Raw genomic sequence first — 25,430 nt, forward strand, 5'->3', positions numbered from 1 at the left:
TCAGGGCGTCTTGTTCTGGTCGAAGCGGACGAAGTAGCCCCGCACCGCCGAGTCCAGCAGCGCGTGATCCAACCGGGGCTCGGTGCCCTGGTAGTGGGCCATGTCGATGACCTGGTCGAGCAGGTCGCGAGGCTGGCAGGCCGCGAAGGGGCGGTTCACCGGGCGGTAGTGCGTGTCGATGAGGTAGTCCACGGCGGCCGCGTCGTATTCCACGCCGCGCTTCCTGCACATGATCTGGAAGATCTCGTGGAACTGCTCCTCGTCCGGGCGCTGCACCTCCAGCTTGTAGCGGACGCGGCGCAGGAAGGCGTCGTCCACGAGGTCGCTGGGGTCCAGGTTGGTGGAGAAGGCGGCGAACACGTCGAAGGGCACCTGCACCTTCTTGCCGGTGTGCAGGGTGAGCATGTCGATGTCGCTCTCCAGCGGGACGATCCACCGGTTGAGCAGATCCTTGGGCGACACCTTCTGCCGGCCGAAGTCGTCGATGAGGAGCATCCCGTTGCTCGCCTTCATCTGGAACGGGGCCTCGTAGTACTTCACCTCCGGCGAGTAGACGAGGTCGAGCATCTCCAGCGTCAGCTCACCGCCCACCACGACGAGCGGGCGCCGGCAGCGCACCCAGCGCCTGTCGTACGCGGGCGCGCCGTCGTCCTCCACGGGCTTGTGGAGGTTGGCGTCGAAGATCTTCACCACGAAGTCGTCGATGAGCAGCGCGTGGGGGATGAAGACGTCCCCGTCGAAGCAGTTCACCATCCCCTGGCAGATGGCCGTCTTGCCGTTGCCGGGCGGGCCGTAGAAGAAGATGGCGCGGCCGGAGTTCATCGCCGGGCCGATGCCGTCGAAGATGTAGTCGCGGATGACGAGCTCGCCGAACTTGTCCTGCATCCGCGCGCGGGTGATGCGGTTGCCGCGGACGGTCTGCTTCTTCACCGCGGCCACCCACTCCTGGAAGGGCACGGGCGCGGGGCCGTTGTAGCGGTTGCGGTCGTTGATCTGCCGCAGCACGTCCGTGACGAAGGGGGTGAGCTGGTAGATCATCGTGGACTTGCCCACGCCGGACGAGCCGCCGCCGCGGATGTCCACGTACTTCTGGCGGCGCAGGCCCTCGATGATGTCGTCGACGATGGCCGTGGGGAGCTGGAGGCGGGCGGCCAGGTCCATGCCGCGCATCTCACCGGCGGCGAAGAGGGCCTTGAGGACGAGCTCCTCGATGAAGGTCGCCGTGAGGCCCGTCTCGTCCAGGCCGCGCGGCTGCTGGGGCCAGAACCGGTCCCCGGTGGCGGCGGGCATGGAGCCGTCCGTGTTCCGGCGCGGCATGGCGCGGCGCTCGGGGCCCGGGGGCGGCGCGGCGGAGGCACGGCGATCCGGGCCGGTGTACGCGGGGGTGGCGACCTGGGGGGCGGGAGCGGCGGCGCGGCGCTCGGGGGGCGGAGCGCCAGGCGGGGCGCGGCGCTCGGGCGGTGGGGCGAGCGGGGCCGGGGCGCGGCGCTCAGGGATGGCGGCGTCCGGGGAGACGACGACGGAGCGGCGCTCGGTGGCGAAGTCGGTGCCCTCCTGAGGCGCGGGTGGCGGGCGCTGGGCGGCGGGGGCGGGAGGCCGGGGTGGGAGCGCGGGGCTGGTGCCGGTGAGCCCCGTGCGCGCGCGAGGCGGGCCGGAGAGCACGGGGGATGCCGCGGGGACCGCGGGCGTCTCCACGGGGGTGACGCTGCGGTTGTTGTCTTCGTCGGCCGGCTCGCCTGCGGCCGGGGGGGACGGCCTCCTGAACAGGGACATTGGCGCTCGCTCGAGGGTGTTGGCCCCGGAGCCTACCGCATGGCTGCTGATTCAATGAAACACCACGGTGACGGGTTTGGGTGGAATTCCCGTGGGACCGGGTTTTCCCTGTCGGAGGGTTGTGGCATGGATGCGCGCCCCTTCGCCCCCGCCGGAGGGCCTCACCCCTCTCACCGGAGCTACATCCGTGAAGCGACTTCTGTCCTTGCTCACCCTGCCCCTGCTGCTCATCGGTACCGCCGCGGCGGCGCAGACGACGACGCCCGTCATCACCTTCAACGCCAACTGGACGCTCTCCGAGTCCGCGCCGCTGGTTGCCGGAGGCCAGGTGCAGGTGGCCTATGACGCCACCCGCCTGCCGCAGTGCCGCACCGCCCTGCCGGACGGGAGCCCCGGATGGAGCCTCACGGGGTACTACCGGCTGAGCGGTGGTGCGGTGGGGAGCTTCGACGTGGCGGGTGCTCCGTCCACGGGCGCCGCGCCCGTCATCGCCCTGCCCGTGGCGGGCCCGCTGGAGGTGTGGTTCCGCGTGGCGAGCGCGGGGTGCGAGGCGTGGGACTCGAACTACGGGACGAACTTCCGGTTCACCGTGCAGCCGGCGGGGACGGCGGTGCCGCCCACGATTGTGTTCCAGGAGGGCTGGGTGGAGTACGTGGTGGGCACGCTGACGGCGGGACAGTCGTTCGTCGTGGACTACGACCTCGACCGGCTCCCCGAGTGCCGGCTCCTCTACAACGGCGCGCCCACGTGGGAGGTGTGGGTGTACTACCGGTTCGACAACGGCGTGACGGGGAGCAAGAGCGTCACGGCGGTGTCCGGGTACTCGCGGTTCGGGGTTCCGGTGACGATTACGCCGCCAGCCGGGGCGAGGTCTGTGTCGATGTGGTTCGAGAACTGGGACCGTGGGTCCTGCCACCGGTGGGACTCGAATTACAGCGCGAACTATGGGTTCACGCTGAACTGAGTCCGACGCTCGCGCGAGTGAACTGACCTGGAGCTCCCGGCCTTGCCTCGGCTGGGAGTCTCGATTCTGGGGAGACTGTGAGGCATGACGTGACGAATCGCCACTTCTTCCGACTCGACTTCGACGTGGACGTACCGGGGCGTTGGTACCTGCGTGAGCCCAAGAATCTCGAAGGGCAAGAGGTCTCCGACATCTGGGCGTTCATCGAGGGAAAGCCAGTGAGTGCCCCCGGGCCGCTGCGCATCCCCTTTTCTCGGCCCGGCAATCCCCTGGACTTCGACAAGACAACCGTCGCCGGAACCCCCGTTGTGAGCGCGCGGATCGTCGCTGTATTCCGCGAGATGGCGCCCCATGACGTGCAGCTCTTCCCTGTAAAGATCGAAGGACAACTCGAGCCCCATCACATCCTCAACGTCGCGTGCACCGTTCGCTGTATCGACGACGCAGCATGTGAAGAGGTCCAGCTCTACACTCCGGAAGATGGATACCCGGAACGTGTAGGTGAGTACCACTCGGTGTCCGGTCTCCGGATCGACAAGTCGAAGGTCGGCGACGCCCGTGTGTTCCGGCTGTGGGGCTGGCATCCACCCATCATCGTTGACGGGGACATCAAGGAAGCGCTGGAGCGTGCCGGGATTGTGGGGGACTCTTCGACGAAGTCTGAAGAGGTCGGCGGGACTGTGCGATGTGCCCATCCGCGAGAGCGGGTGTTAACTTCGGCGCATGAGCTTCTTCCAGGACCCGCCGAGACTTGGAAACCAGCACGACGACGACACGCTCCTGCAGAGCTACCTGGCGCGCACCCTGCCGGAAGACCTGCACCGCTCGCTGAAGGATGAACTCCGCGAGCTGGGCGACCTGGGCGGCGGGTACTTCTACCAGTTCCAGCTTCGCGACCGGCTGAACGAGCCCGAGCTGACGCAGTGGGATGCGTGGGGGCAGCGCATCGACCACATCGAGGTGTCGCCGCTGTGGAAGGAGGCGGAGATCCTCGCGGCGAAGCGGGGGCTGGTGGCGACGGCGTACGAGCAGAAGAGCGCCGAGTTCAGCCGCGTGCACCAGTTCGTCCTGAACTACCTCGTACAGGCATCGTTGGATGTGCACTCGTGCCCGCTGGCGATGACGGATGGGGCGGCAAGATCGCTGCTCAATCTGGGGAACCAGGAGTTGATTGATCGCGCCCTGCCCCACCTGACGTCGAGAGACCCCGCGAGCTTCTGGACGTCGGGCCAGTGGATGACCGAGCGGACCGGCGGCTCGGACGTGGGCCTGACGCAGACGGTGGCGCGGCAGTCTCCCGAGGGGTGGCGACTGTCCGGGACGAAGTGGTTCACGTCCGCGACGACGGCGCAGATAGCGCTGACGCTGGCGCGGCCGGAGGGCAACGGCCCCGGTGGCAAGGGATTGGCCATCTTCTACGTGGAAACCCGGGATGCTGCGGGGAAGCTGAATGGCATCCAGATCAACCGGCTGAAGGACAAGTTCGGGACGCGCAAGGTGCCCACGGCGGAATTGACGCTGGATGGGACGCTGGCGACTCCAGTGGCCGGGCTGACGGATGGCATCAAGAACATGGCGTGGATGCTGAATGTGACGCGCACATGGAATGCTATGGGCTCGGCGTGGAGTATGAGGCGCGCGATGGCGCTAGCTCGTGACTACGCGCAGCGACGAGTGCAGTTCGGCGCGAAGCTGATGGAGAAGCCGCTCCATGTGGATACACTGGCAGGACTGGAAGCGGAGTTCCAGGCGGGGTTCATGCTGGCATTCCGCGCGGTGGAACTACTGGGGCGGATGGAGGCGAAGGTCGCGTCGGAGCAGGAATTGCTTCTACAGCGATTGGTGACGCCACTAGCGAAGCTGACGACGGGGCGGCAAGCGGTGCACGTCACGTCGGAGGTCTCCGAGGCGTTCGGCGGCGCGGGGTACGTGGAGGACACGGGTATCCCGCGGCTCCAAGCGGACTCGCAGGTGCTGTCCATCTGGGAGGGCACGACGAACGTGCTGTCACTGGATGCGCTACGGGCGCTGGCAAAAGAAGGAACGCTTAAGGCATTCTTCCACGAGGTGGAGGGGCGATTGGCAAAGGTGCGGGACTCGGGCCTGCAGCCCTGCGTGGACGCCGCGAGCGGCGCGTTGGAGCACGCACGGGCGTGGGTATTCGGAGCGATGGAAAATCCCGCGACGATGGAGGCCGGGGCCCGGAGGTTCTCTCTGACGCTGGGACGGACGCTGGAACTGGCGCTGCTGAGCGATCATGCACAGTGGTGCCTTGACAATGGTCACGGGCCGCGAAACAGGGCAGCGGCACGGCGGTTCGCGCAGCACGGCGTGGACCTCATCCGGGATGAAATGGATCTAGGTGACGCACGGCTGCTGAGCTGACTCGATCCAAACCACCATTTCATTGCCAACCACCCCACCTCTAGACCAAGCATGCAATCGCCATCGGCGGCAACCATCAAATTCGCCTGTCTAAGATCGAGAAATGGGATCATACTGAAGTATAGTTTTCACCATGATGAGAGCTCTGTATTCCAACCCCGCTAACCGCACGTGGATGAACTAGGAGGCTCAGTGCCCTATTTAACCAAGCTGCACATTGATCAATTACGTCATTTGAGCAATTTCGACATCGATCTTTCCCCTCACGCAAATCGCCAATTCAGCCATCTAGTCATAACAGGCCCAAATGGGTCAGGAAAAACAACACTGCTCAATGGCATTGCCAAAGAATGCACACTAAACGCGCGAAAACAATTCAAAAACAACGACGCCTTCAAGGCCGCATTGGAACAGGAAATCAAGAACCGACAAAGCCTACTGCAATCAAGCAGTACGAATCGGATAGCGGACCTTGAAAATCAACTATATTCAATTGATAGTCGAATTGAGCACTATCGAAAGCAAATACTAAATCAGAATCAGGAACATCCAGTCCAACTACAGTGGAGCACAGGGGGAGGGCAGCACTCCATCAATCAAGCCTTCTCTTCAGGCAACAGCGTATTTTTTCACGCACCAGCTCAGCGTCAACTGGGAATAAACAGCGTGACTGGGCCACAGAGACTTGCGCTGACTACTGAAGCGTTAACACCTCAGGTCCAGGGAGATACTCGCAACGCGGTGGCTGGCTACATACTGCAACTACTTGTCAACAAGAAGACCGAGCGAACTTTCGCGAGCGAGGATGGAGAGTCAGAGACAGTAAGGAGAATTGACGATTGGTTTGAGAGCGCTCGGCAGGCGTTTGGGATTCTTCTAGATGACCCAGGCTTGAAATTGGTCTTTGATCGCGTCAAATGGGATTACACTCTTGTGCGCTCCAAGGATGGGCGTGAGTTTAATCTACATGGCCTCTCGCATGGACATGCCTCTGCCATTCAACTATTCTCTGAGTTGCTCGTGCGTTTTGAAGTTTCTCGACAGGCCAAAGGGGATCCTTCCTTCAACCCTCAGGGTATCGCAATCATTGATGAGCTTGAGACGCACCTGCATTTGCGACTCCAAGAGGCCATGCTACCGTTTTTAACTCGTGCGTTTCCAACCATTCAGTTCATCGTGGCAACACACTCACCTGCCGTGGTCGCAAGCGTTCCCAACGCCGTAGTCTTCGATCTCGAGACACAAAAGGCCGATCGTAGCGATGCGCTACAAGGAATTCGCTATGGCGACCTAGCTACGGGACATTTCGGGGTTCAGTCCGATTACGACATCGCAACAAGGGGCAAGCTGGAAGACCTCGAAAGACTTTTTTCCAAGAACCCTCGAACTAAAGAAGAGGAAGCTCAAATGCGCGCACTTGCAGGCGTGCTCGCCGCGAAGTCGCACAGTTTAGCACTCGACGTGCTGCTTCGGTTGAAAGTAGCGGAAGTGCATGCGAGTGCGGCCGAGGCGCAGGAGTGAGCGGTCATGATCAAAGTCACCCGCTCGGCAATCCCCCCTACAAGCCTTGCTGCGAGAAAGTCTTACGCTGGAGACGATGTGCGCGACCAACTCCATGCTGACTTCCTAGGAAAGTGCTACCTGTGCGAAGGGCCGATCGTCCGCGGCAGCTTCGAGGTCGAACATCGTCAGCCCAAGGGAGATGGTGGGGGAGAGTTCGATTGGAATAACCTCTTCCCCGCTTGTCGTACGTGCAATGGCGCTCGCCGACGCAAACATCCGCCTGGAGGGCTTCTAAATCCTGGCGAGCATCATGATCTTGAGCAACGAATTCGCCAGTGGATGTCAAAGGTCGGTGGGCAGGAACTGCCTGAGTTTGACACCGCCAGTCCAGGCGATACCCAGGCAGAAAACACCGCTCGTGAGTTGCAAGAACTTCACCGCGAGAAAGATCAACGATCGACCGATCTCTGCAGCGCTATTTCACGCTGTCTCGTTGAGGTTCGCAGCAAGGCACTTGAGATGTACGCCTCCTATCAGCAGGACGGGCCCAACAGTGTGTCATACGTCCAGGCACGCGCCGAACTGCGCAGAATGGTTTCAAGAAAGGCCCCCTACACAGCGCTTGTTCGCTATTGCGTTAGTGATTTCCCGTTGGTGAGAGTTCTCTTTGACTGAAAGGCTCATGATCTTGGCTGAGAAGATTGACTGCAGATCTGAGGAGAAGAAACTCGCCTCTGCGCATCACAGAAATAACAGGCTTCTTGTTGTTGGCATGGAGTGCAGCAATAGCCTGTTCCAGGGAAACCGAGAACATCTTCAGTAGGGTGCCCACGCTGTTGAAGACGCAGCCCACGGACATGTGTGACGAAAACACGGGCAGCAACGTGCCCGTCCCCTACCAGCGGCCAGTGTCCCCTCATTGACTCAGTGAGGTGACGAACTTCGTCTTCACGTTCGTCACCTTCCCAGAACGCTCCAGCACGCCCTGCCCCACGATGAACAGGGCGCCGTGGATCTGCTTCCGGCACGCCTCGTACACGTCCGGAGGCACGATGAGGTTCGCGATGCCCGTCTCGTCCTCCAGCGAGATGAAGCAGATGCCCTTCGCCGTGGGCGGCCGCTGCCGGCAGATGAGCATCCCGCCCACCGCCACCTTCTGTCCCGAGCGCACCTTCTTAAGCCCCTCCGCCGTCACCGCGCCCAGCTTCTTCAGCGTGGGCCGCAGCAACTCCAGCGGGTGCTTCTCCAGCGACAGCCCCACCGTGTCGTAGTCCGCCACCACGCGCTCGTAGAGGCTCATCGACGGCAGCTCCACCTCCGTGCCGTCCATCGACATCCCGAAGAACAGGTCATCAGAATCCAGCGGTCCCAGCGCCTGTATCTCCCACAGCGCCTTGCGCCTCGAGCCACACAGGCTCGCCAGCGCTCCCGCCAACGCCAGCCGCGTCAGCTCGTGCCGGGGAATCCGCGCCCGCCTCGCCAGCTCTCCCACGTCGCGGAAGCCCTCCCCCTTCGCCGACTCCACCCGGCGCCCCGCGGACTCTCCTAGCCCCCTCACCATCCGCAGCCCCAGCCGCAGCGCCTTCCCGCCCTCTTCCAGCGTGCAGTCCCACTGCGAGCGCTGCACATCCACCTCCCGCACCTCCACCCCGTGCCGCTGCGCATCCGCCACCAACGTATGCGGCGCGTAGAACCCCATCGGCTGTGAGTTCAGCAACGACGCCGTGAAGGCCGCCGGGTAGTGGCACTTCAGCCAGCTCGACGCGTACGCAATCAGCGCGAAGCTCGCGGAGTGGCTCTCCGGGAACCCGTAGTGCGCGAAGCCGCGGAAGTTGTCGAACCACTCCTCCGCCTGCCCTCGCGCATACCCTCGGGAGATACAGCCCTCCACGAACCTCCCCCGGTACTGCAACAACATCGACTCCGCCCGCTTGTGGCTCAGCACCCGCCGCAGCCCGTCCGCCTCCCCCGCCGTGAAGCCCGCCGCCACCATCGCCAGCTTCATCGCCTGCTCCTGGAAGAGCGGCACCCCCAGCGTCTTCCCGAGAATCTCCTTCACCGCCTCGCTCGGGTACTGCACCTGCTCGATTCCGTTCCTCCGCCTCAGGAACGGGTGCACCATGTTCCCGACAATCGGCCCCGGGCGGATGAGGGCAATCTCCACCACCAGGTCGTAGAACGTCCTCGGCCGCAGCCTCGGCAGCATGTTCATCTGCGCGCGGCTCTCGATCTGGAACACCCCCACCGTGTCCGCCTCGCACAGCATGTCGTAGACCTTCGGGTCCTCCGACGGAATCGTCGCCAACGACAACTCCCTCCCGTGGTGCTCCCGAATCAGCGCGAGGCACTTCGACAGCGCCGTCAGCATCCCCAGCGCCAGCAGGTCCACCTTCAGCAGGCCAATCGAGTTGATGTCATCCTTCTCCCACTGGATGACCGTGCGGCCCGGCATCGCCGCGTTCTCCACCGGCACCAATTCCGTCAGCGGTTCGCGCGTAATCACGAACCCGCCCACGTGGATGGACAGGTGTCTCGGGAAGCCTTCCATCTCCATCGCCAGGGACAGCGTCTTCTGCACCCGGCTGTCAAAGGCAGACAACCCCGCCTCCAGCAACACCTCCGGCGTCACCTGGAACCCGTTTGCCGCCGCCACCTTCGACAGCTTGTCCACCTGGTCCAAGGACAGCCCCAGCGCCTTGCCCGTCTCCCTCAACGCCAGCCGGCCCCGGTAGCAGATGACCTCGCACACCATGCCCGCCCGCTGCCGGCCGTGCTTCTCGTAGACGTACTGGAGCACCTCCTCGCGGCGCTCGTGCTCGAAGTCCACGTCGATGTCCGGCGGTTCCTTGCGCTCCATGCTCAGGAAGCGCTCGAACAGCAGCCCCATCCGCACCGGGTCAATCGCAGTAATCTGCAACGCGTAGCAGACCGCCGAGTTCGCCGCGCTCCCGCGCCCCTGGCACAGAATCCCCCGCCTCCGCGCAAACCCCACGATGTCCCACAGCGCCAGGAAGTACCCCGCGAAGTCCAGCGCGGCGATGAGCTTCAATTCATGCTCAATCTGTTTCACCACCTCCGGCGGCACGCCCCCCGGATAGCGCACCACGAGCCCTTCGTACGTCAGCGCCCGCAGGTGCGCGTTCGCAGTGCGCCCCTCCGGCAGGTCCTCCTCCGGGAAGCGGTAGTGCAAATCATCCAGCGAGGCGTGACACCGCGACGCCAGCTCGATGGACCGCTCCAGCGCCTCCGGCCAGTCCGCGAACAGCCGCCCCATCTCGTGCGGCCCCTTCAGCGTCCGCTCCGCGTTGGGCAACATCCGCGTCCCCGTCTTGTCCACCGTCGTCCCGTGGCGGATCGCCACCAGCACGTCCTGCAAGGGCTGCCGCCGGCGGTGGTGCGTGTGCACGTCGTTGTGCACCACCACGGGCACGCCCAGTTCTCGCGCCAGCGCGTCCACCCGGGCCTCGCGCGCCTGGTCTCCCGCCGACAGCGTCCGGCAGAGGCCCACGTGGAAGCGCTCCGGGAAGGCCTCCGCCAGCGCCGCCACCCGCTCCACCGGGGCCGGCTCCGGCAGCAGCGCGAGCAGCCCCGCGGAGCGGTCCGCCAGCGCCCGCCACGGCAGCCCCGCCTCCCCCTTCGGGTGCGTCATCCGGCTCTGCGACACCAGGCTGCACAGGTTCGCGTACCCGCCCGCGTCCGCCGCGTACACCACCACCGGCGGGGCGTCCTCCAGCGTCAGCTCGGCCCCGAGGATGAGCTTCAGGCCGTGCTCCTTCGCCGCCAGGTGCGCCTTCACCACCCCGTACAGCCCGTCCGCGTCCGTCAGCGCCAGCGCGCGCACCCCGAGCCTCGCGGCCGTGGCCACCAGCTCCTCCGGATGCGAGGCGCCGCGCAGGAACGAGAAGTTGGAGCGGCAGACGAGCTCGGCGTAGTCCACGGCCGATCAACATACTGAGCGGGCGTTCAGGCGCTAGGTTGGATCGACACTCAGCGAGAGAGGAGACGTCATGGGTTGACGCCAGCCAGGACGATCTCGCGGGGCTTGGGCCGGGCTCGACGGCCCCCCGCCGCCGTCATGGCCAGTGCCCGCTCCCCGTTGGCCGCTCCCACGACGTCACAGCCCTGCTCCTCCAGCAGCGCCACCAGGGCTTCGCGGATCTCCGTGTCGTCCTCATCACCCGCACCTTGTGGCGCATCACGAGGCGCTCTCCTTCCCCTCGGACGCCGCCGGCCTGGGAGCGCGTGGCAGGGTGACGATGAACCTGGCCCCATGAGGCGCCACCCCCTCGATGGCGACGGCGCCGCCGTGGGCCTCCATGATCTGCTGGACGACGTACAGCCCCAGCCCCATCCCACCGAAGTGGCGTATCGAAGCCGCGCGCTCGAAGCGGCCGAAGATGCGTGCCCGCTCGCACTCCGGCACTCCCGGGCCCTGGTCGGAGACCGTGAGGACCGCGGTGTCGCCCTCGGCGCGCACCGCCAGCTCCACGGGAGTTCCCGCCGCATACTTGAGGGCGTTGGCCAGCAGGTTGGTGACCACCTGTTCCACGCGAAGCCGGTCCCACTCTCCCGTGACGGACTCGTCCAACTGGAGGGTCAGCTCGCAGCCTGCCTTGGTGGCCTGCTCACGGAAGCGATCCACGACCTCCCCCACGCTCCGGGCCAGGTCGAACCGGGCGGGAGTCAGGGCGAGCTTGCCGGTGGCGATGCGTGACACGTCCAGCAACGTCTCCACCAGGTCGGTCAGCCGCTCCCCGCCTTTGTACGCACGCTCCGCCTTGATGCGGAGCTTCGGCTCCAGGGACTGGCTCCCGTGGAGCAGGCTCTGGAGCTGGAGCAGGATGGCGCTCAGCGGGGTCTTCAGCTCGTGGGACGCGATGGAGAGGAACTCGTCGCGCAGGCGGATGGCCTCCTGGGCCTGGGCGAGCCGCAGGCGCTCCGCCTCCGCATTGCGCCGGTCCGTGAGGTCGCGCGTCACCTTCGCGAAGCCGAGGAGCCTGCCGTCGAGGTCCCACATCGGCTGGAGGACGACGTTCGCCCAGAAGCGCGTGCCGTCCTTGCGAAGACGCCACCCCTCCTCCTCGAACCTTCCCTCGGCGACCGCGACCTCGAGCTCCAGCTCGCATTTGCCGCTCGCCACTTCCTCGGGCAGGTAGAACCGCGAGAAGTGCTGGCCGATGATCTCCTCGGGCAAGTAGCCCTTGATGCGCGTGGCGCCCGTGTTCCAGGTGGCCACATGGCCCCGCGGGTCCAGCATGAAGATGGCGTAGTCCTTCACGCTCTGGAGGAGCAGCCGGAAGCGCTGCTCGCTCTGGCGAAGGGCTTCCTCCGCCCCACGCCTCACCGTCAGGTCGCGAGTCACCTTGCTGAACCCGAGCAGCTTTCCGGACTCGTTCCGGAGCGCGGTGAGCACCACGTCGGCCCAGAAGCGCGTGCCGTCCTTGCGCACCCGCCAGCCCTCGTCCTCGACCCGCCCGTCCCGGGCGGCGACGGAGAGGAGCCGCTGGGGCCTTCCGTCCGCCACGTCCTCGGGGGTGTAGAACCGGGAGAAGGAGTGGCCGACGATTTCCTCCGCCGTGTAGCCCTTGATGGCCTCGGCTCCCGCGTTCCAGGTCTGGACCTGTCCCTCCGGGTTCAACATGAAGATGGCGTAGTCCTTCACACTCTGGATGGCGAGCCGGTAGCGCTCCTCACGCTGGCGACGCGCCGGTGGCTCGGATTCATCCTCCGGGGATGGCTGGACGGGCTGTGGGGCGATGCTCACGGATGAGGCTCCAGCAGTAGGGCCCCAGGGGCCAGGGAAGCAGCCTACGGAATAAGGGCTCGACCCCCACATGTAACCTGTTGAGGCCCAACGGACTGTTCAGTCATGCACTTGCCGGCCGCGCCGCGAAACCTCAAACGACCCTGTGGACCGGCAACCGCCTCGACGGCCGGTCCAGCAGGGAGTCAGTCCGGGGTCCGGTTGGAAGCCGGAAGGTGCGGCGAGAGGGATTGCGCAATCCCTCTCACACCGCCTGGAGCTGCGCCCCGGACACCTCATCCAGGAACGAGGAGATGGCGGCGTTCACCGCCTCCGGCTGCTCCAGGTTGCTCATGTGCCCGCCGTGAGGCAGCCGCAGGAGCTGCGAGCCGGAGATGCGCTCATGCAGCCGGTCCGCCATCTCCGGCAGCGTCACCGCGTCCTCCTCGCCCACGAGGATCAGCGTCGGTGTGGTGATGCGGTGCAACTCGCCCTCCACGCTGCGCCGGTGGATGACGCCGTCCATCGCCCGCCACACCGCGCGCGGGTTCCTGGCGAGCTGCCGGCGCAGCGCTTCCCGCTCCGCTCGCCGCGCCGGGTCCTTCATGAAGGTGGGCCCGAAGTAGATGTGCATGACGCGGTCCACCACCGGCCCCAGGCCCAACCAGTGCGTCACCGTGGAGAGCAGGCGGAAGCGCGGCAGGTTGCTCGGCAGCTCTGCCCCGGCGGACGTGTCCAGCAGCACCAGCGAGCTCAAGAGCTCCGGGTGGCGTGCCGCCACGCGCAGCCCCACGAAGCCGCCCATCGACAGGCCCACGAAGTGGCACGGCGCCAGCCGCAGCGCCTGGATGACGGACACCGCGTCCTCGTACACCGTCCTCAAATCGATGGGCTTGCCGTCCTCGGGCGCCTCGCTGCGGCCCTGCCCCCGGTGGTCGTAGCAGATGCACCGGTAGCGGCCCTTCAGCGCCTCCACCTGCCGCGAGAACAGGTGCGAGTCCCACAGCAGCCCGTGGCTGAACAGCACCGGCTCACCGGGCCCTCCAGAGTCCTCGTAGTAGAGCTTCGCGCCACGAATGGACAGGAACGGCATGGATATCCAGGATAGGGCGGTGGTCCGGAGCCGAAACCCCTGGCTCCAGGGCGATTGTTTCCTGCCCCATCCCGTGCCCCCACCCCTGGTTTGACAGGACGGCGAGGCGGCTGCCAAACATGGGGCATGGACCTCACCCCCACTGCCTGGCAGCTCTGGATGGTCGCGGCGCTGGTCTGCGGAGCGCTCGAAATCAAGCTCTCCGGCTTCGTGATGCTCTGGTTCTCCCTGGGGGCGCTGGCCTCCTCGCTCGCCGCGTCGCTCGGTCTGGGCATCAACTTCCAGCTCTTCCTCTTCACCGCCGTCTCCGCCGGCCTCTTCGCCGCCTCGCGCACCATCTTCAAAAACGTTTTCATGCGCACCGCCTCGCATTTGAAGACAGGCGTCGAGGCGATGCTCGGCCAGGAGGCGGTGGTGGTGGAGACGCTCGGCGAGCCCCATGGGGGCACCGTGCGCATCAACGGCGAGCTGTGGACGGCGCGCTCCCTGTCGGGGCTCGTGGCCGAGGGCGAGCGCGTCACCGTGGAGCAGGTGGAAGGTCTCAAGCTTTGGGTGCGCCGCCCTTCGGCGGCGCTGTCGGTTCCCGTCGCGGAACACAAGAAGGAGAGGGCCTAGTGGACTTCGTAACCGTGCTTCTCATCATCGCGGCGGTGGCGGTGGGCTTCGCCCTCATCACCGGCATCCGCATCGTCCCCCAGGCCAAGGTCATGGTGGTGGAGCGGCTGGGCAAGTTCCACAGCGTGGCCACCAGCGGCCTCAACATCCTGATTCCCTTCCTCGACAGCCCCCGGGCCATCGAGATGCGCGTGGGCAACCGCGTCATGCGCAGCAACCTGGTGGATCTGCGCGAGCAGGTCATGGGCTTCGAGACCGTGCAGGTCATCACCCATGACAACGTCAACATGGAGGTCGGCTCGGTCATCTACTACCAGATCGTCGACCCCGCGAAGGCGCTCTACCAGGTGGAGAACCTGGCGCTGGCGATTGAACAGCTCACGATGACGAACCTGCGCAACGTCATGGGCGGGCTGACGCTGGACCAGACGCTCACCAGCCGCGAGACGGTGAATACCAAGCTGCGCATCGTGCTGGACGAGGCCACCGAGAAGTGGGGCGTCAAGGTGACGCGCGTGGAGCTGCGGGAAATCGAGCCGCCCCAGGCCATCAAGGCCGCCATGGCCAAGCAGATGACGGCCGAGCGCGAGCGCCGCGCCGAGGTGACGAAGGCCGAGGGCGACAAGTCCGCCGCCATCCTCCAGGCCGAAGGCGAGAAGATTTCGCGCATCCTCCGCGCCGAGGCCGAGCGCGACGCCGAGGTGGCCCGCGCCGAGGGCCACAAGCGCGCCGTCATGCTGGAGGCCGAGGGCAAGGCCGAGGCCACCCGCCTCGTCTTCGAGGCCATCCACCAGGGCCGAGCCACCCCCGAGGTGCTCGCGCTGCGCTACATGGAGACCCTCCAGGAGCTGGGCAAGGGGGACAACAAGATGTTCATCCCCTACGAGGCCACCGCCGCCCTGGGCGCCGTCTCCGCCATCAAGGACCTCTTCAGTGAGACCGCCCCCAAGCGCGCGCCCGCCCAGGCCGCACCCGCCACCCGCGCTCCCTCCGCCGCCGCGCTGAGCGCCCAGGCCATTGCCCGCGGCGCCTCCGTCCCCGAGGCCGCCACGCTCGTCGGCACGCCCGCCGTCCCGGTGCGCCGCACGCGCCCGGCCTCCGAGTCCCAGGACGATTGACGCACCGTCCTTCCGGGCCCGGCGCGGGAACCTATTTCGCGCCGGGGTGTCCTTGAGGCCGGACACCGCGGTCACCCGGAGACACCATGCAGGAAGCATTCACCGAAGGCGGCTGGGGGATGTACCCGACGACCCTGGCCGGGTTCGCCCTCATCCTCACCTGCCTCCAGTACGCGCGCCGGCCCGAGGCGCGCTACGTGCCGCTGATGCTGTCGCTCGGGCTCGTCACGCTGATGGCCGGTGCGCTCGGCTTCGCCTCCGGCATCATCTCCGTGCTGCGCCACTACACCGGCGCCGGCTCGGACGCGCCGACGTCCGAACTCTACGTGGGCTTCTATGAGTCGCTCCACAACGTGAGGCTCGCGCTGATCATGTCCACGCTGGGCGCCATCGTCGCGTCGGTCGGCGCGCTGCGCCTGGCTCGCGGGGCGGCGGTGGTTTCCCGCGCCGCCGTGGACTGAACCGGCGGCGGGTATTCCCCCTGTCAGGGTGCCTGCGTGCGCCCCGTCCAGCCGGGCCTGCGGGCGTGCCGGGGTTGCATTCCGGCGCGCCCCTTGCCATAGATTGTCGCGCTGTTCGTTCCACCCGGAGGGCCTGACAACCCCTCCCCACGCGAGGTCCGACGTCCCTTGAAGCTGAGCCGCTGAATCCCCAGGCCGTTTTGGTCTCTCCCGCGCTGAGCCGCCTTCTGGCGGGCTCGCGCCCTGGATTCAGGAGCTCGCTTCTATGTCATCCGCTCGCGCGCACCGCGTGTCGTTCGCCTTTTCCGACGCCGTCCCCGTCCTCTCTGAAGTCGACTTCCACCTGCCCGCCGGCTGGACGGGGCTCGTCGGCGCCAATGGCGCTGGCAAGTCCACCCTCCTCCGCCTGCTGTCCGGTGACTTGACGCCCACCGAGGGGCACCTCCAGTTCGAGCCGCCCTCGCCCACCGTCATCCTCTGCCACCAGGAGGTGGAGACGCTGACGCCCGACATCACCGCGTTCGCCGAGTCGTGGGACTCGCTCGCGCGGAGGCTGCACGGGCAACTGGGTCTGGACGTCACCGCGCTGGAGCGCTGGCCCACGCTGTCCCCGGGCGAGCGCAAGCGGTGGCAGGTGGGCGCGGCCCTCGCCGCCGAGCCCCACGTGCTGCTGCTGGACGAGCCCACCAACCACCTCGACGTGGAGGCCCGCACGTGGCTCATCTCCGCGCTGCGGCGCTTCCGGGGCCTCGGCGTCGTCGTGTCACATGACCGCTCGCTGCTGGAGTCCCTCACCACGTCCACGCTGCGCGTCCATGCCGGCGGGGCGCGGTTGTGGCCCGGCGCGTACTCCGCCGCCCAGGTGCACTGGGAGGCCGAGCGTGAGGCAGAGGTGGCCGCGTATCAGGGAGCCCGCGCCGAGCAGCGGCGCGCGGCGCACCTGCTGGACCAGGCCCGGCGCGAGCAGCAGGCCGTCACCGCCAACCGCCATACCCGGAAGCGGATGAAGGACAAGAACGACAACGACGCGCGCTCCATGGGCGCGAAGGTGGTGGCCGGCTGGGCCGAGGACGGCGCGGGCAAGCGCGTGGGCGTGGCGCGCCGCGAGTTGGAGCGCATCAGTGACGCGATGGGGGAGTTCACCGCGGACAAGACGGTGGGCCGCTCCGTCTTCGTGGGCTACGTGCGCTCACCCAACCCGTGGCTCTTCACGCTCGACGTGCCGACCGTGCGCGCGGGGGACGTGGAGTTGCTCGGGCCGGTGAACCTCTCGGTGGGCCGCGAGGCGCGCGTGCGCGTCGAGGGCCCCAACGGCGCCGGAAAGAGCACCCTGGTGCGCGCGCTGCTGGAGCACGCCCGCGTGCCCCTGGAGCGCGTGCTGTACCTGCCCCAGGACGTCGGCGCCATGGAAGCCCGGGCCACGCTGGACGCAGTGCGCGCACTGCCGCCGGAGGAACGTGGGCGCGTGTTGTCCCTGGTGGCCGCGCTGGGGGTGGACCCCGAGCGGCTGCTCGCCTCGGAGCAGCCGTCACCCGGCGAGGCGCGCAAGCTGCTCATCGCGCGCGGCCTGGGACAGCACGCGTGGGCCCTGGTGCTGGACGAGCCCACCAACCACCTGGACCTGCCGTCCATCGAACGGCTGGAGGCGGCCCTGCGCGAGTACCCGGGCGCGCTGCTGCTCGTCACCCATGACGCCGCCTTCGCCCGCGCGTGCACCACGGAGTCCTGGCGGGTGGAGCATGGGCGGGTGGAGGTGGGCACGGGCTGAAATTCGAAACGGCCGGGAAGATTCACGCGGGCCCTCGTTCTCCCTGCACACCCGACGCATTCCGCGTCTCGCAACCCCGGAGAATGATGATGAAGACGTTCCGCCTCGTGCCTGCTCTCGTCCTCGGCCTGTCCCTCGCCAGCGTCCCCGCGCTCGCCGACAGCGCGTCCTGCACGCCGTCCAACGTGGCGGTGCTTTCCAACCGCATCCACGTGAAGTGCGCCGCGTCCGTCGCCGGAGGCATCTGGTACTTCGCGCTCTCCACGTCCGACACCGCGCATGTGAACCGGACGCTCAGCCTCCTCAGCACCGCGCTCGCCGGAGGCCGCACGCTGTCCATCGACTACAACCCGTCCTCCACCGCGGGCACCAGCATCGGCTGCCTGTCCAGTGACTGCCGGTTGATCAACTGGATTGCGATGTGGTGAACCGCACCGGATTCCAGAGGTCACCCATGGAAACCCGACGCGTCTGGTGGGGGCTGTCCGTCCTGGCATGTCTGCTGGGAGCACTCCCCGCCCAGGCTTCTCTCTACTGGAACCACGGTGTCCGCAGCACCACGCCCAGCGTCTGCTTCGTGGGCGATGCGCTCACCTCGCGCCCCACGCGCGTGCAGCAGGTGCTCGACTACATCCACGACTTCGAGCGCGCCGCCAACATCCGCTTCAACTACCTGGGCACCTGCCCGGCATCCATCGTCCAGGCCAACGGCAACGACTGGTTCGGCGGCGACATCCGCGTCGTCCTGTCCGGCACCAGCGTGCCCTTCACCGGCATGGTCCCCGGCAACGGCTGCCCGATGTTCCTCGAGGGCGGCGTCTACAACGGCGACAACAACGGCGGAGGCAGCTGGTCCAATGCCCCGAGCGACCTCGTCACGAACCGGGGCTGCCGCTACAACCTGAAGCTCGGTGACGACGCCGACGCCTTCGGCGTGCCCTGGAAGGACCACTCGCTGCACGAGTTCGGTCATGCGATGGGCCTTGCCCACGAGCACGTCCGTGACGACGTGGACTCCGCGACGTGCACCGCCAGCGGCTACGGCGGCAGCGCGAGCAGCGGCCACCTCACGCCGTACGACAGGTACTCGGTGATGCACTACCAGTTCCTGGCCTGCGGCATCCACGGCAACTACGGCCACGCCGGCCTGTCCACGTGGGACCAGCTCGCGCTGCACATCCTCTACCCGGAGCCCGTGCGCGTCGCGGAGCTGGTGGGGCGGAGGGTCATCCGTACCACCGAGCCCCTCAACCTGTCCTCCTCCTGGGGCGCGCGCGGCGCCAACCTGTCCGTCGTCGCGTCGTCCTTCTCGTGGACGCTGTCGGGCATCTCGTACAGCTCCTCCAGCAGTCTCTCCACGTGGCTGGGCGCGGGGACGTACACCTTGCAGTTCTCCCACGCGGACTTCCTCGGCCGGACGTACTCGTACTCCGGCACGGTGGAGGTGCTCACGCCCGCGGACTACGCGAAGCAGGTCGTGACGCCCGTGTCCGCGCAGATGCCCCTGCTGTGAGCCTGGGCCGCGGACGTCCTCCTCCGTGAGGCCGTCTTCGCCCGTGCGGCGGCTCGCGACACCGCGAGCCGCCGCGTCCGCGTCAGGGGCCTCCGAACACGCCCAGCCACACCTCGTTGTTCTTGAGGTGGTCGGCCACGCGGGAGAGGTTGGAGGCCTCGTTGGTGGAGAAGGCAAACACCACGGAGCCCCCGGGCCCGCCGGCCGCGAGGAGGACCTGCGTGTCGCGCTGGCCCTCGAGCAGGAGGAGGTCCTGCTGCGCGCCCTGGGCGTCCAGCCTCAGGATGAAGCCCTTGCCGTTGTCCTGCGTGCGCCCGGTGTCCAGGTCCACGTAGCCGGTGTGACCCGTGAGGCAGTAGTGCGCCGCTCCGCACGGCACCAGCGCGGCGGCCGTCTCGTCCCGGTCCAGCGAGAAGTCGCGGGTGACGACCTCCTGCGCCGGGCGGTCGAAGCGGCCGGACGCGAAGAAGAGGTTCGTCTCGCGGCTCTTGTCGTCCTGCTCCACGGGCTTGCTGGTGCGGCCGCCGAGGGCGTAGGCCCCGCCACCCACCACGAGGCTGGCGATTTCATCCGCGGTCTCCGTCGGCACCGTCCTCGCGCCCAGCCACGCGCCCGTGGGCTCGAAGCTCGACACGAGGATGCCCCGGCCCTCCGGCCCCTCCGGGAGCCGCCGCATCGCCTCCTCGTACGCGCGCCGGTGGACGCCCAGGAAGGGGGTGGCGACATGGGCCCGGTCCGCCTCGTCCACGGTGAGTCCGAAGCCCGTGAAGGGCGCCCCCATGGCGGACATCTGTTCCCGGGTCGCCGCCTTCAGGATGACGCTCGGCGCCACCACGCTGGTCCACTGCGTCCGCAGGCGGCTGTCGAGCCGGAGCAGGCGCAGGCCGTCCATCCCCGCCAGCACGTACACGTCCTCGCCGGAGGGTCGGATGACGAGGACGCCCAGGGCACGCTCCTCGTCCGGCTCCTGCGTCTTCACCACCCTCCCGTCCGGCATGCCGTTGAAGGTGAGGCGCTCCTCTGGCGGCACGTCGTTGCGGAGCATGCCCTCGGCGATGACGGTGCCGTCCGGGCGCAGGCGGCGCAACTGAATCTCCAGTTGGGACTCCGTCCTCTCCCAGCCGAACACCGTGAGCTCTCCGCTGGGGTGCACGACGAAGTCCTGGATGAACTCCGGCATCTTCAGCTCCCCGAGGAGCTCGCCCCCGGGCCCCACGTGCGTCAGCAGCTTGACGGGTGGGTAGTAGAAGCTGTCGACGCCGTGGTCCTCGTACTCGACGCGGCGAAGCCAGGTGGAGCCGTCCGCCTCTACGCCCAACCCCACCACGTTGCCGCGGAAGGCACAGTCCACCCGGCGGACGCGGGCGCGCGCGTCGAAGGGTGCCCTTGCCTCGAAGCTGGCCTGCGCGTCCCGGGCACAGTCATCGTCCGAGTCCGAGCAACCCCCGAGCACGGAGACGAGGGCGGCGAGCGTAAGGAGGGAGAGCCGCGAACACGCGGCGAGGAAGCGGGCCATGACGTCACTCCAGCTGGGACGTTTCAATGACGATTGCGGGGAGCACCACACCCGCCGGCCCGGGTGTCCGGGACGCGCGCCCCGGCGGCGCCACTATAAACGGAGCGGGCGCGGGCTGGAGGACGACTCAGGCGGCGGAGTGTTGGAGGTACCACTCCACCAGCCGCGCCACGCCCTCCTCCACGGACACCCGGGGGCGGAAGCCCGTCTCGCGCTCCAGCGCCGAGGAGTCCGCCCACGTGGCGTCCAGCTCTCCCGGCTGGGCCGGCAGCGGGTTGAGCCTCGCCCGCGTGCCCAGGTGCCTCTCCAGCAGGGCCAGGAAGTCCCGCAGTGCCACCGGCTCGCCCCGGCCCACGTTGAGGAGCCGGTACGGCGGAGCCCCGGAGGGCGGCCTGTCCAACACGCGCACCACGGCCTCCGCCACGTCGTCCACGTGCGTGAAGTCGCGCCGCATCCGGCCGTCGCCATACAGGTCGATGGTGCGGCCCTCGCGCAGGGCCTTCAGGAAGAGCATGGGCGCCATGTCCGGCCGGCCCCACGGCCCGTACACGGTGAAGAAGCGCAGGCCCGTGGTGGGCAGCCCGTGCAGGTGGCCGGCCGTGTGGGCCAGGAGCTCGTCCGTGCGCTTGGTGGCCGCGTAGACGCTCAGCGGCCGGTCCGCCGCCGCGTCCTCCCGGAAGGGTGCAGGAGTGCCCGAGCCGTAGACGGAGCTGGAGGACGCGTACACCAGGTGCTCCACGCCCCGGGCGAGCTCCAGGACGTGGAGAAATCCGGTAACATTTGTATCCAGGTAACCGCGCGAGGCAGCACCCGCCGCCCGCACGCCCACGCGCGCCGCCAGGTGCACCACGCGCTCCGGGTGTTCGCGCTCGAACATTGCCCGCAGCGCCGGCCCGTCCGTCACATCCACCGCGTGGAAGGTGAAGCGCTCGGCGCCCGGCAGGCCCTGGAGCCGCGCCAGGCGTGCCTGCTTGAGGGGCACGTCACCGGACGGGTCCAGGTTGTCCACGCCGATGACGGCGTCCCCCCGCGCGAGCAGCCGTGCGCTGACGTGGTGGCCGATGAAACCCGCCGCTCCGGTGACGAGGACCCGCATACGCCCCCACGCTCCCACGGAGCGCTTCCCGTCTCCACCGCTTGCACGTAGGGTGGGGGCCGCATGGTGTCCGTGAAACAGCTCCGCCCCTTCGCCGGGGCCCCGCTGGACGCATTCATGGCCGCGTCCGGCCCGGTAGCCCTCATCCAGCCGCCCGCGGCGCTCCTGCAGGCCGCGGCCCTGGGAAGCGCCAGCAACCGCACCGTCGGCATGGCCCATCGCGCGCGCATGGAGGAGCGACTGCTCGCCATGCTCCGCGACTTCGACAACCTGGAGGTCCACTTCCTCCAGCCCACGGTGGACGGCGAGGAGTTCACCGTCGGCCGGACCGACACGTGCGACCTGGCGGTGCCGGACCCGTCCGTCTCCCAGCACCACGCCACCCTGCGGTGGAACGCAGAGCGTGGCGGCTTCACCGTGCGCGACGCGGAGTCCATGAACGGCACTTGGATCAACGGCGCGCCGCTGGCCTACCGCGCGCAGGTGCCACTGCATGACGGGGACACGCTGGCCTTCGGCGACGCCCAGTTCCTCTACCTGCGCGCGGAGACGGTCTACGAGCACCTGCGCCGGGCCAGTCCCCGGCCGCCCTCACCCTGACGGCTTCGTGCCTCAGGGCACCGCGCGCACGGCCTCGATGACAGCCTTGCGCAGGTAGGAGCGCCAGTCCGTCTGCGCCTGGAACATGCCGATATTGGCCACGGTGTGCGTTTCGTTGCGCCAGCTCAGCTCGCCGGAGGGCGACACGACGCCCGTGTCCAGCACCACCTGGGCCTGGCCCATCGTGTTGATGGAGGACGCGTCCACCCAGGCGAGCACCACCACCACGGCGGCCTCGGCCTGGTTGTCGCTGATGAGCGCCACCACTTCCTCCGTGGAGGGCGCGGGGGCCGGGGAGATGCGCGTGCCCATCACCTCGAAGCCGCGCTCGCGCAGCACCGCCTCCGCCTGACTGACGAGCACGGTGCGCGGGTTGCCCTCCCCCATCATGTCCTCGCGGTACGTGGACGTCGGCAGCGCGTCCACGCGCGAGCCCACCACCACCACCACCTTGCGGATGGCCCCGGGCGGCCGGACCTGGGGCGCGGCACAGGCGGCGAGCAGGAGGGTCAGGACGATGGGGACGGAGTGAAGGACGCGCATGTTCGGGACCTGGAGGATGGGTGGTGGCTCACCGACTATCATGTACCCGCAGCTCGGGGCGCCAGAGCGCCTTGGAGAACAGGAGGCGTTGCCGGGCCACACCTGCGTGAACTTCACGCCGGTGGCCTTAATGCGTTCCAGGGCCTTCTTGATGTCCTCGGAGACAGTGACCAGGTCGCGCTAGGAACACTCCAGCTTTCGGCCGCTCCCCACGCGGTGTTCCCTCTCCCCGTAATCGAGCATGGCTGCCGCTCTCACTTTTCGTTGATTGGAATGCCATCGGGGGCACTGTGGCACCGCATCGTAGAGCAGGTGCGCATTGGAGTCGCGCGCACGAGATTCTTCAACACCCAGCGCGGTACCCCACTGGCAGTGCACCCCTCTCAAAAGGTGAACAAATGAAGAACAAATTCAGCGGCGCTTGCTTGCTCCTCTTGGGCGTCATTCTTGCTGTTGGGTGCGGTGGCAGTGAATTAGCTGGCTCAGAGGATGGCCAGAACCTAGTCACGGACGAGAGTGGCAATCTTCCATCTCCCACCGAAGAGGAATTCACCTCTCGGGAGCAGGAAGAGGATCGAACCATCGGAAGCTTTGCGGCTTGCTGCTATGCGGCCTGCACTGGCGATAATCGTCCCGGCCACTATTACGGTCCATTCCCAAACGTCAAATACGGCAACTGCACGAACTACGGGCAGTATTATTGCGGACAGCGCGGCTGGACACTTGAGGGGGCGAAGTGGAGTGATTGCTAATCGTCCCAACGGTGTAGGTCCGTGAACCCGCACAAGGTGACGCTTGGGCGGGTGTCACTCGGCTCCACACGAGGCGGTGTCATGGGCTTGCCCTGCGGGGCCCTTCGAGCAGGTGCTTCGTCCTTCGCTTCGATGAGGTCATATGGAGCTGAGGTTTCCTGGGAGCAGGAAGCTGCCTTGGTGGTTGCGATTGCATCGCTCTCGGCTTCCTGCTCGGGCGCGTGGGAAGTCCCGATGCAGAGCACTTTCGGTCAGCAACCCCAACGTGCAGACACTCATTGAGTCCCCGGGAGGCGCCCCGCACGTAAGCCTCATGAGCCCGGATGGAGCGCTGGGGCTCGCGAGCGCCTGAAAGCGTTCGGGAGCCTGGTGCCTCCAGCAGGCTAGGACACCTTCGAGGGGTGGCGTGCTGGCAGTGATAGGCAAACCGCCCCTTTTCATGTTGGGGCCGCCGGAGCACCGACCGAAGTCAGTCGAACAACCCCTGCAGGTAGAACCGGCCGTCCCGTCCATCCCGAAACACCCAAGCCGGCCCCAGCCCCTCGAAGTGCACGCGGTAGTAGTCCCGCTGGTAGGGCACGTCGGCCCACCACTCCCCGCCCAGCCGCTCCGGGCCCGCCAGCGCCGTCACCCGGTGCCGCTTCCCGCCCAGCCGCGCCGCCAGCAGCCGCCCCGACTCCGCCACCTCCGCGTCCAGACATGCCGGTGCCGCCAGCAGCCGTGACGGCCGCTCCCGCCCCACGCCCACCGCCGCCTCCTCCCGCGCTCCCGCCTCCAGCCCCTCCGCCGCCAAGCCCCGCTTGCGCTCCGGCGGGTGGAAGCCCCGCGCTCCATGCGCCGCCTCCGGCCGGTGCACCGCCTCCAGCCCCGCCGCGAAGAGCGAGTGCTCGCCCAGCGTCGTCACCAACCGCGACAGCACCACCTCCAGCGCCGCGTCCCCCTCCGGAGCATCCCCCAGCGCGAGCTGCTGCCCCCGGTCCTCGGAGTGCTCGTCCACCCGCGCGGACACCTCCGCCACCGGGTTCTCCAGCTTCAATTCCTCCAGCCGGTGCCGCGCCAGATCCAGCAGCAGCTTCGCCTGCGCCGTGGGCCGCGCCAGCGTCAGCGGCACCCGCGCCTGTCCCCGCGGGTCCAGCTTCATCGAGAAGGTGAGCCGCACCGCCGCCCGCCGCCGCCCGGACAGCCGCGCCCCCAGCCGGTCCGTCAGCGTCTTCAGCGCGAAGCGCAGCGGCTCGAAGGACTCCGCCGGGAAGTCCAGCACCACCCGCTCCTCCAGCACCTCCTCCAGCACCGCCGCGACGAAGGGCGTGTCGTCCTCCCCCCGGCAGCGCGCATGCACCCGCGCCCCGGCCACTCCACCGCGCGCCGCCACCGCCCCCGCGGGCAGCACCGCCACCTCTCCCAGCGTCGTGAGGCCCAGCGAGGAGAAGGCCGCCCCCTCCCCGCCCTCCAGCGCCGCCAGCGGCAGTGGCCCCAGCGCCCGGGCCCCTCCCCCTTCCGGCACCACCTCCACCCGCCGCGCCCCGTAGCGCGCCAGTGCCCGCGACGTGAAGGCCTCCGAGGCCACCACCGCGTGCCCCCGGTAGCCCAGCTCCGCGCACCGCTCCAGGGCCAGCACCGCCAGGGGCTCCTCGCCCCCCACCAGGTGCGCCGCCCCCGCGTCCAGCCACAGGCCATCCGGCGGGGACAACTGGAAGCCCGGCGCCAGCGCCATCAGCGCCTCGCCCAGCACCGTCAGCGCCCGCGCTTCGTCCTCCGGGCGGTAGGTGAAGTGCCGCAGCACCGGCTCCAGCGCCGTGGCCGCCGTCAGCGTCATCCCCGGGCGCACCCCGGCCTTCAACGCCGTGGTGGACGCGAAGGCCACGCGCCGCTGGCCGCGCACCTCCTCCACCAGCGCGAAGGGCCGGCTCGCCAGCTCCGGCAGCTCCAGCACCTTTCGCTGCACCGGGAAGCGCGTGAAGTGCAGATACGCCCTGCGCATCGCCCC

General features: G+C 67.8%; 21 protein-coding genes. 13 read left to right on the forward strand and 8 right to left on the reverse strand.

From position 1 onward, the window contains the following. Window positions 1–1,773 carry an ATPase gene (locus OV427_RS48180; protein ID WP_267863014.1) on the reverse strand — a complete coding sequence of 591 codons (1,773 nt, stop codon included), beginning with the start codon at window positions 1,771–1,773 and terminating at the stop codon, window positions 1–3. Window positions 1,774–1,960: 187 nt separating this feature from the next. Between OV427_RS48180 and OV427_RS48185 the strand changes: the two genes are divergently transcribed. The 5 genes from OV427_RS48185 to OV427_RS48205 all read left to right on the forward strand — a co-directional run bounded on the left by OV427_RS48185 (window position 1,961) and on the right by OV427_RS48205 (window position 7,300). Continuing rightward, complete coding sequence (locus tag OV427_RS48185) at window positions 1,961–2,737, forward strand: DUF6209 family protein (protein WP_267863015.1); 777 nt, start codon at window positions 1,961–1,963, stop codon at window positions 2,735–2,737. Window positions 2,738–2,826: 89 nt separating this feature from the next. Further along, window positions 2,827–3,576, forward strand: a complete 750-nt coding sequence (locus OV427_RS48190; RefSeq protein WP_324290040.1) for an imm11 family protein — start codon at window positions 2,827–2,829, stop codon at window positions 3,574–3,576. Beyond that, the gene (locus tag OV427_RS48195; protein ID WP_267863016.1) at window positions 3,461–5,122 is read left to right on the forward strand and encodes an acyl-CoA dehydrogenase family protein; all 1,662 of its coding nucleotides are present in this window, start codon (window positions 3,461–3,463) and stop codon (window positions 5,120–5,122) included. Before OV427_RS48190 ends, OV427_RS48195 begins: the two co-directional genes overlap by 116 nt. Window positions 5,123–5,314: 192 nt before the next feature. Further along, window positions 5,315–6,643, forward strand: a complete 1,329-nt coding sequence (locus OV427_RS48200; protein WP_267863017.1) for an AAA family ATPase — start codon at window positions 5,315–5,317, stop codon at window positions 6,641–6,643. A gap of 6 nt (window positions 6,644–6,649) precedes the next feature. Beyond that, window positions 6,650–7,300, forward strand: coding sequence for an HNH endonuclease signature motif containing protein (locus OV427_RS48205; protein ID WP_267863018.1), 651 nt, complete (start codon window positions 6,650–6,652; stop codon window positions 7,298–7,300). Window positions 7,301–7,541: 241 nt separating this feature from the next. Here the strand turns inward: OV427_RS48205 and OV427_RS48210 are convergent, their stop codons facing one another. From OV427_RS48210 to OV427_RS48220, 3 genes are all read right to left on the reverse strand, one after another. Beyond that, window positions 7,542–10,562 carry an error-prone DNA polymerase gene (locus tag OV427_RS48210; RefSeq protein WP_267863019.1) on the reverse strand — a complete coding sequence of 1,007 codons (3,021 nt, stop codon included), beginning with the start codon at window positions 10,560–10,562 and terminating at the stop codon, window positions 7,542–7,544. Between the two features lie 258 nt (window positions 10,563–10,820). Then, window positions 10,821–12,389 carry a sensor histidine kinase gene (locus OV427_RS48215; RefSeq protein ID WP_267863020.1) on the reverse strand — a complete coding sequence of 523 codons (1,569 nt, stop codon included), beginning with the start codon at window positions 12,387–12,389 and terminating at the stop codon, window positions 10,821–10,823. A 244-nt stretch (window positions 12,390–12,633) separates the two neighbouring features. Next, window positions 12,634–13,461 carry an alpha/beta fold hydrolase gene (locus tag OV427_RS48220; protein WP_267863021.1) on the reverse strand — a complete coding sequence of 276 codons (828 nt, stop codon included), beginning with the start codon at window positions 13,459–13,461 and terminating at the stop codon, window positions 12,634–12,636. A gap of 126 nt (window positions 13,462–13,587) precedes the next feature. Between OV427_RS48220 and OV427_RS48225 the strand changes: the two genes are divergently transcribed. The 6 genes from OV427_RS48225 to OV427_RS48250 all read left to right on the forward strand — a co-directional run bounded on the left by OV427_RS48225 (window position 13,588) and on the right by OV427_RS48250 (window position 18,936). Continuing rightward, complete coding sequence (locus tag OV427_RS48225) at window positions 13,588–14,076, forward strand: NfeD family protein (RefSeq protein WP_267863022.1); 489 nt, start codon at window positions 13,588–13,590, stop codon at window positions 14,074–14,076. After that, window positions 14,076–15,194 (forward strand): SPFH domain-containing protein, encoded by a 1,119-nt coding sequence (locus tag OV427_RS48230; protein ID WP_267863023.1) that lies wholly within the window; start codon window positions 14,076–14,078, stop codon window positions 15,192–15,194. Before OV427_RS48225 ends, OV427_RS48230 begins: the two co-directional genes overlap by 1 nt. A gap of 86 nt (window positions 15,195–15,280) precedes the next feature. Beyond that, on the forward strand, window positions 15,281–15,655 hold the full coding sequence (locus tag OV427_RS48235) for a hypothetical protein (RefSeq protein ID WP_267863024.1): 375 nt from the start codon (window positions 15,281–15,283) through the stop codon (window positions 15,653–15,655). Between the two features lie 265 nt (window positions 15,656–15,920). After that, window positions 15,921–17,423: an ATP-binding cassette domain-containing protein gene (locus OV427_RS48240; protein WP_267863025.1), complete on the forward strand. Its 1,503-nt coding sequence runs from the start codon at window positions 15,921–15,923 to the stop codon at window positions 17,421–17,423. 89 nt (window positions 17,424–17,512) lie between these two features. Then, a complete protein-coding gene (locus OV427_RS48245; RefSeq protein WP_267863026.1) occupies window positions 17,513–17,851 on the forward strand; it encodes a hypothetical protein in 339 nt (112 codons plus the stop codon). Between the two features lie 26 nt (window positions 17,852–17,877). Continuing rightward, entirely contained in the window at window positions 17,878–18,936 is a 1,059-nt protein-coding gene (locus OV427_RS48250) for a hypothetical protein (protein WP_267863027.1), read from the forward strand. 82 nt (window positions 18,937–19,018) lie between these two features. Here the strand turns inward: OV427_RS48250 and OV427_RS48255 are convergent, their stop codons facing one another. Together OV427_RS48255 and OV427_RS48260 are read right to left on the reverse strand one after the other, a co-directional pair. Beyond that, window positions 19,019–20,452, reverse strand: a complete 1,434-nt coding sequence (locus tag OV427_RS48255) for a hypothetical protein (protein ID WP_267863028.1) — start codon at window positions 20,450–20,452, stop codon at window positions 19,019–19,021. 127 nt (window positions 20,453–20,579) lie between these two features. Continuing rightward, complete coding sequence (locus tag OV427_RS48260; RefSeq protein ID WP_267863029.1) at window positions 20,580–21,548, reverse strand: NAD-dependent epimerase/dehydratase family protein; 969 nt, start codon at window positions 21,546–21,548, stop codon at window positions 20,580–20,582. Window positions 21,549–21,611: 63 nt separating this feature from the next. On the opposite strand from OV427_RS48260, the gene OV427_RS48265 reads away from it, so the two are divergent. Further along, window positions 21,612–22,148, forward strand: a complete 537-nt coding sequence (locus OV427_RS48265; RefSeq protein ID WP_267863030.1) for an FHA domain-containing protein — start codon at window positions 21,612–21,614, stop codon at window positions 22,146–22,148. Between the two features lie 12 nt (window positions 22,149–22,160). Here the strand turns inward: OV427_RS48265 and OV427_RS48270 are convergent, their stop codons facing one another. After that, window positions 22,161–22,691: a hypothetical protein gene (locus tag OV427_RS48270; protein WP_267863031.1), complete on the reverse strand. Its 531-nt coding sequence runs from the start codon at window positions 22,689–22,691 to the stop codon at window positions 22,161–22,163. Window positions 22,692–23,089: 398 nt separating this feature from the next. On the opposite strand from OV427_RS48270, the gene OV427_RS48275 reads away from it, so the two are divergent. Continuing rightward, the gene (locus tag OV427_RS48275) at window positions 23,090–23,443 is read left to right on the forward strand and encodes a hypothetical protein (protein ID WP_267863032.1); all 354 of its coding nucleotides are present in this window, start codon (window positions 23,090–23,092) and stop codon (window positions 23,441–23,443) included. Window positions 23,444–23,912: 469 nt separating this feature from the next. Here the strand turns inward: OV427_RS48275 and OV427_RS48280 are convergent, their stop codons facing one another. Beyond that, window positions 23,913–25,424, reverse strand: coding sequence for a Y-family DNA polymerase (locus OV427_RS48280; protein WP_267863033.1), 1,512 nt, complete (start codon window positions 25,422–25,424; stop codon window positions 23,913–23,915). Window positions 25,425–25,430: the final 6 nt, after the last annotated feature.

The organism is Pyxidicoccus sp. MSG2, from assembly GCF_026626705.1.
Lineage (GTDB): Bacteria > Myxococcota > Myxococcia > Myxococcales > Myxococcaceae > Myxococcus.

Coding starts and splice junctions, on each gene's coding strand:
- OV427_RS48245 (WP_267863026.1), top strand. CDS start 17,513: ATGAAGACGTTCCGCCTCGTGCCTGCTCTCGTCCTCGGCCTGTCCCTC.
- OV427_RS48180 (WP_267863014.1), bottom strand. CDS start 1,773: ATGTCCCTGTTCAGGAGGCCGTCCCCCCCGGCCGCAGGCGAGCCGGCC.
- OV427_RS48235 (WP_267863024.1), top strand. CDS start 15,281: ATGCAGGAAGCATTCACCGAAGGCGGCTGGGGGATGTACCCGACGACC.
- OV427_RS48195 (WP_267863016.1), top strand. CDS start 3,461: ATGAGCTTCTTCCAGGACCCGCCGAGACTTGGAAACCAGCACGACGAC.
- OV427_RS48220 (WP_267863021.1), bottom strand. CDS start 13,461: ATGCCGTTCCTGTCCATTCGTGGCGCGAAGCTCTACTACGAGGACTCT.
- OV427_RS48225 (WP_267863022.1), top strand. CDS start 13,588: ATGGACCTCACCCCCACTGCCTGGCAGCTCTGGATGGTCGCGGCGCTG.
- OV427_RS48205 (WP_267863018.1), top strand. CDS start 6,650: ATGATCAAAGTCACCCGCTCGGCAATCCCCCCTACAAGCCTTGCTGCG.
- OV427_RS48250 (WP_267863027.1), top strand. CDS start 17,878: ATGGAAACCCGACGCGTCTGGTGGGGGCTGTCCGTCCTGGCATGTCTG.
- OV427_RS48270 (WP_267863031.1), bottom strand. CDS start 22,691: ATGCGCGTCCTTCACTCCGTCCCCATCGTCCTGACCCTCCTGCTCGCC.
- OV427_RS48260 (WP_267863029.1), bottom strand. CDS start 21,548: ATGCGGGTCCTCGTCACCGGAGCGGCGGGTTTCATCGGCCACCACGTC.
- OV427_RS48240 (WP_267863025.1), top strand. CDS start 15,921: ATGTCATCCGCTCGCGCGCACCGCGTGTCGTTCGCCTTTTCCGACGCC.
- OV427_RS48280 (WP_267863033.1), bottom strand. CDS start 25,424: ATGCGCAGGGCGTATCTGCACTTCACGCGCTTCCCGGTGCAGCGAAAG.
- OV427_RS48275 (WP_267863032.1), top strand. CDS start 23,090: ATGAAGAACAAATTCAGCGGCGCTTGCTTGCTCCTCTTGGGCGTCATT.
- OV427_RS48255 (WP_267863028.1), bottom strand. CDS start 20,452: ATGGCCCGCTTCCTCGCCGCGTGTTCGCGGCTCTCCCTCCTTACGCTC.
- OV427_RS48265 (WP_267863030.1), top strand. CDS start 21,612: ATGGTGTCCGTGAAACAGCTCCGCCCCTTCGCCGGGGCCCCGCTGGAC.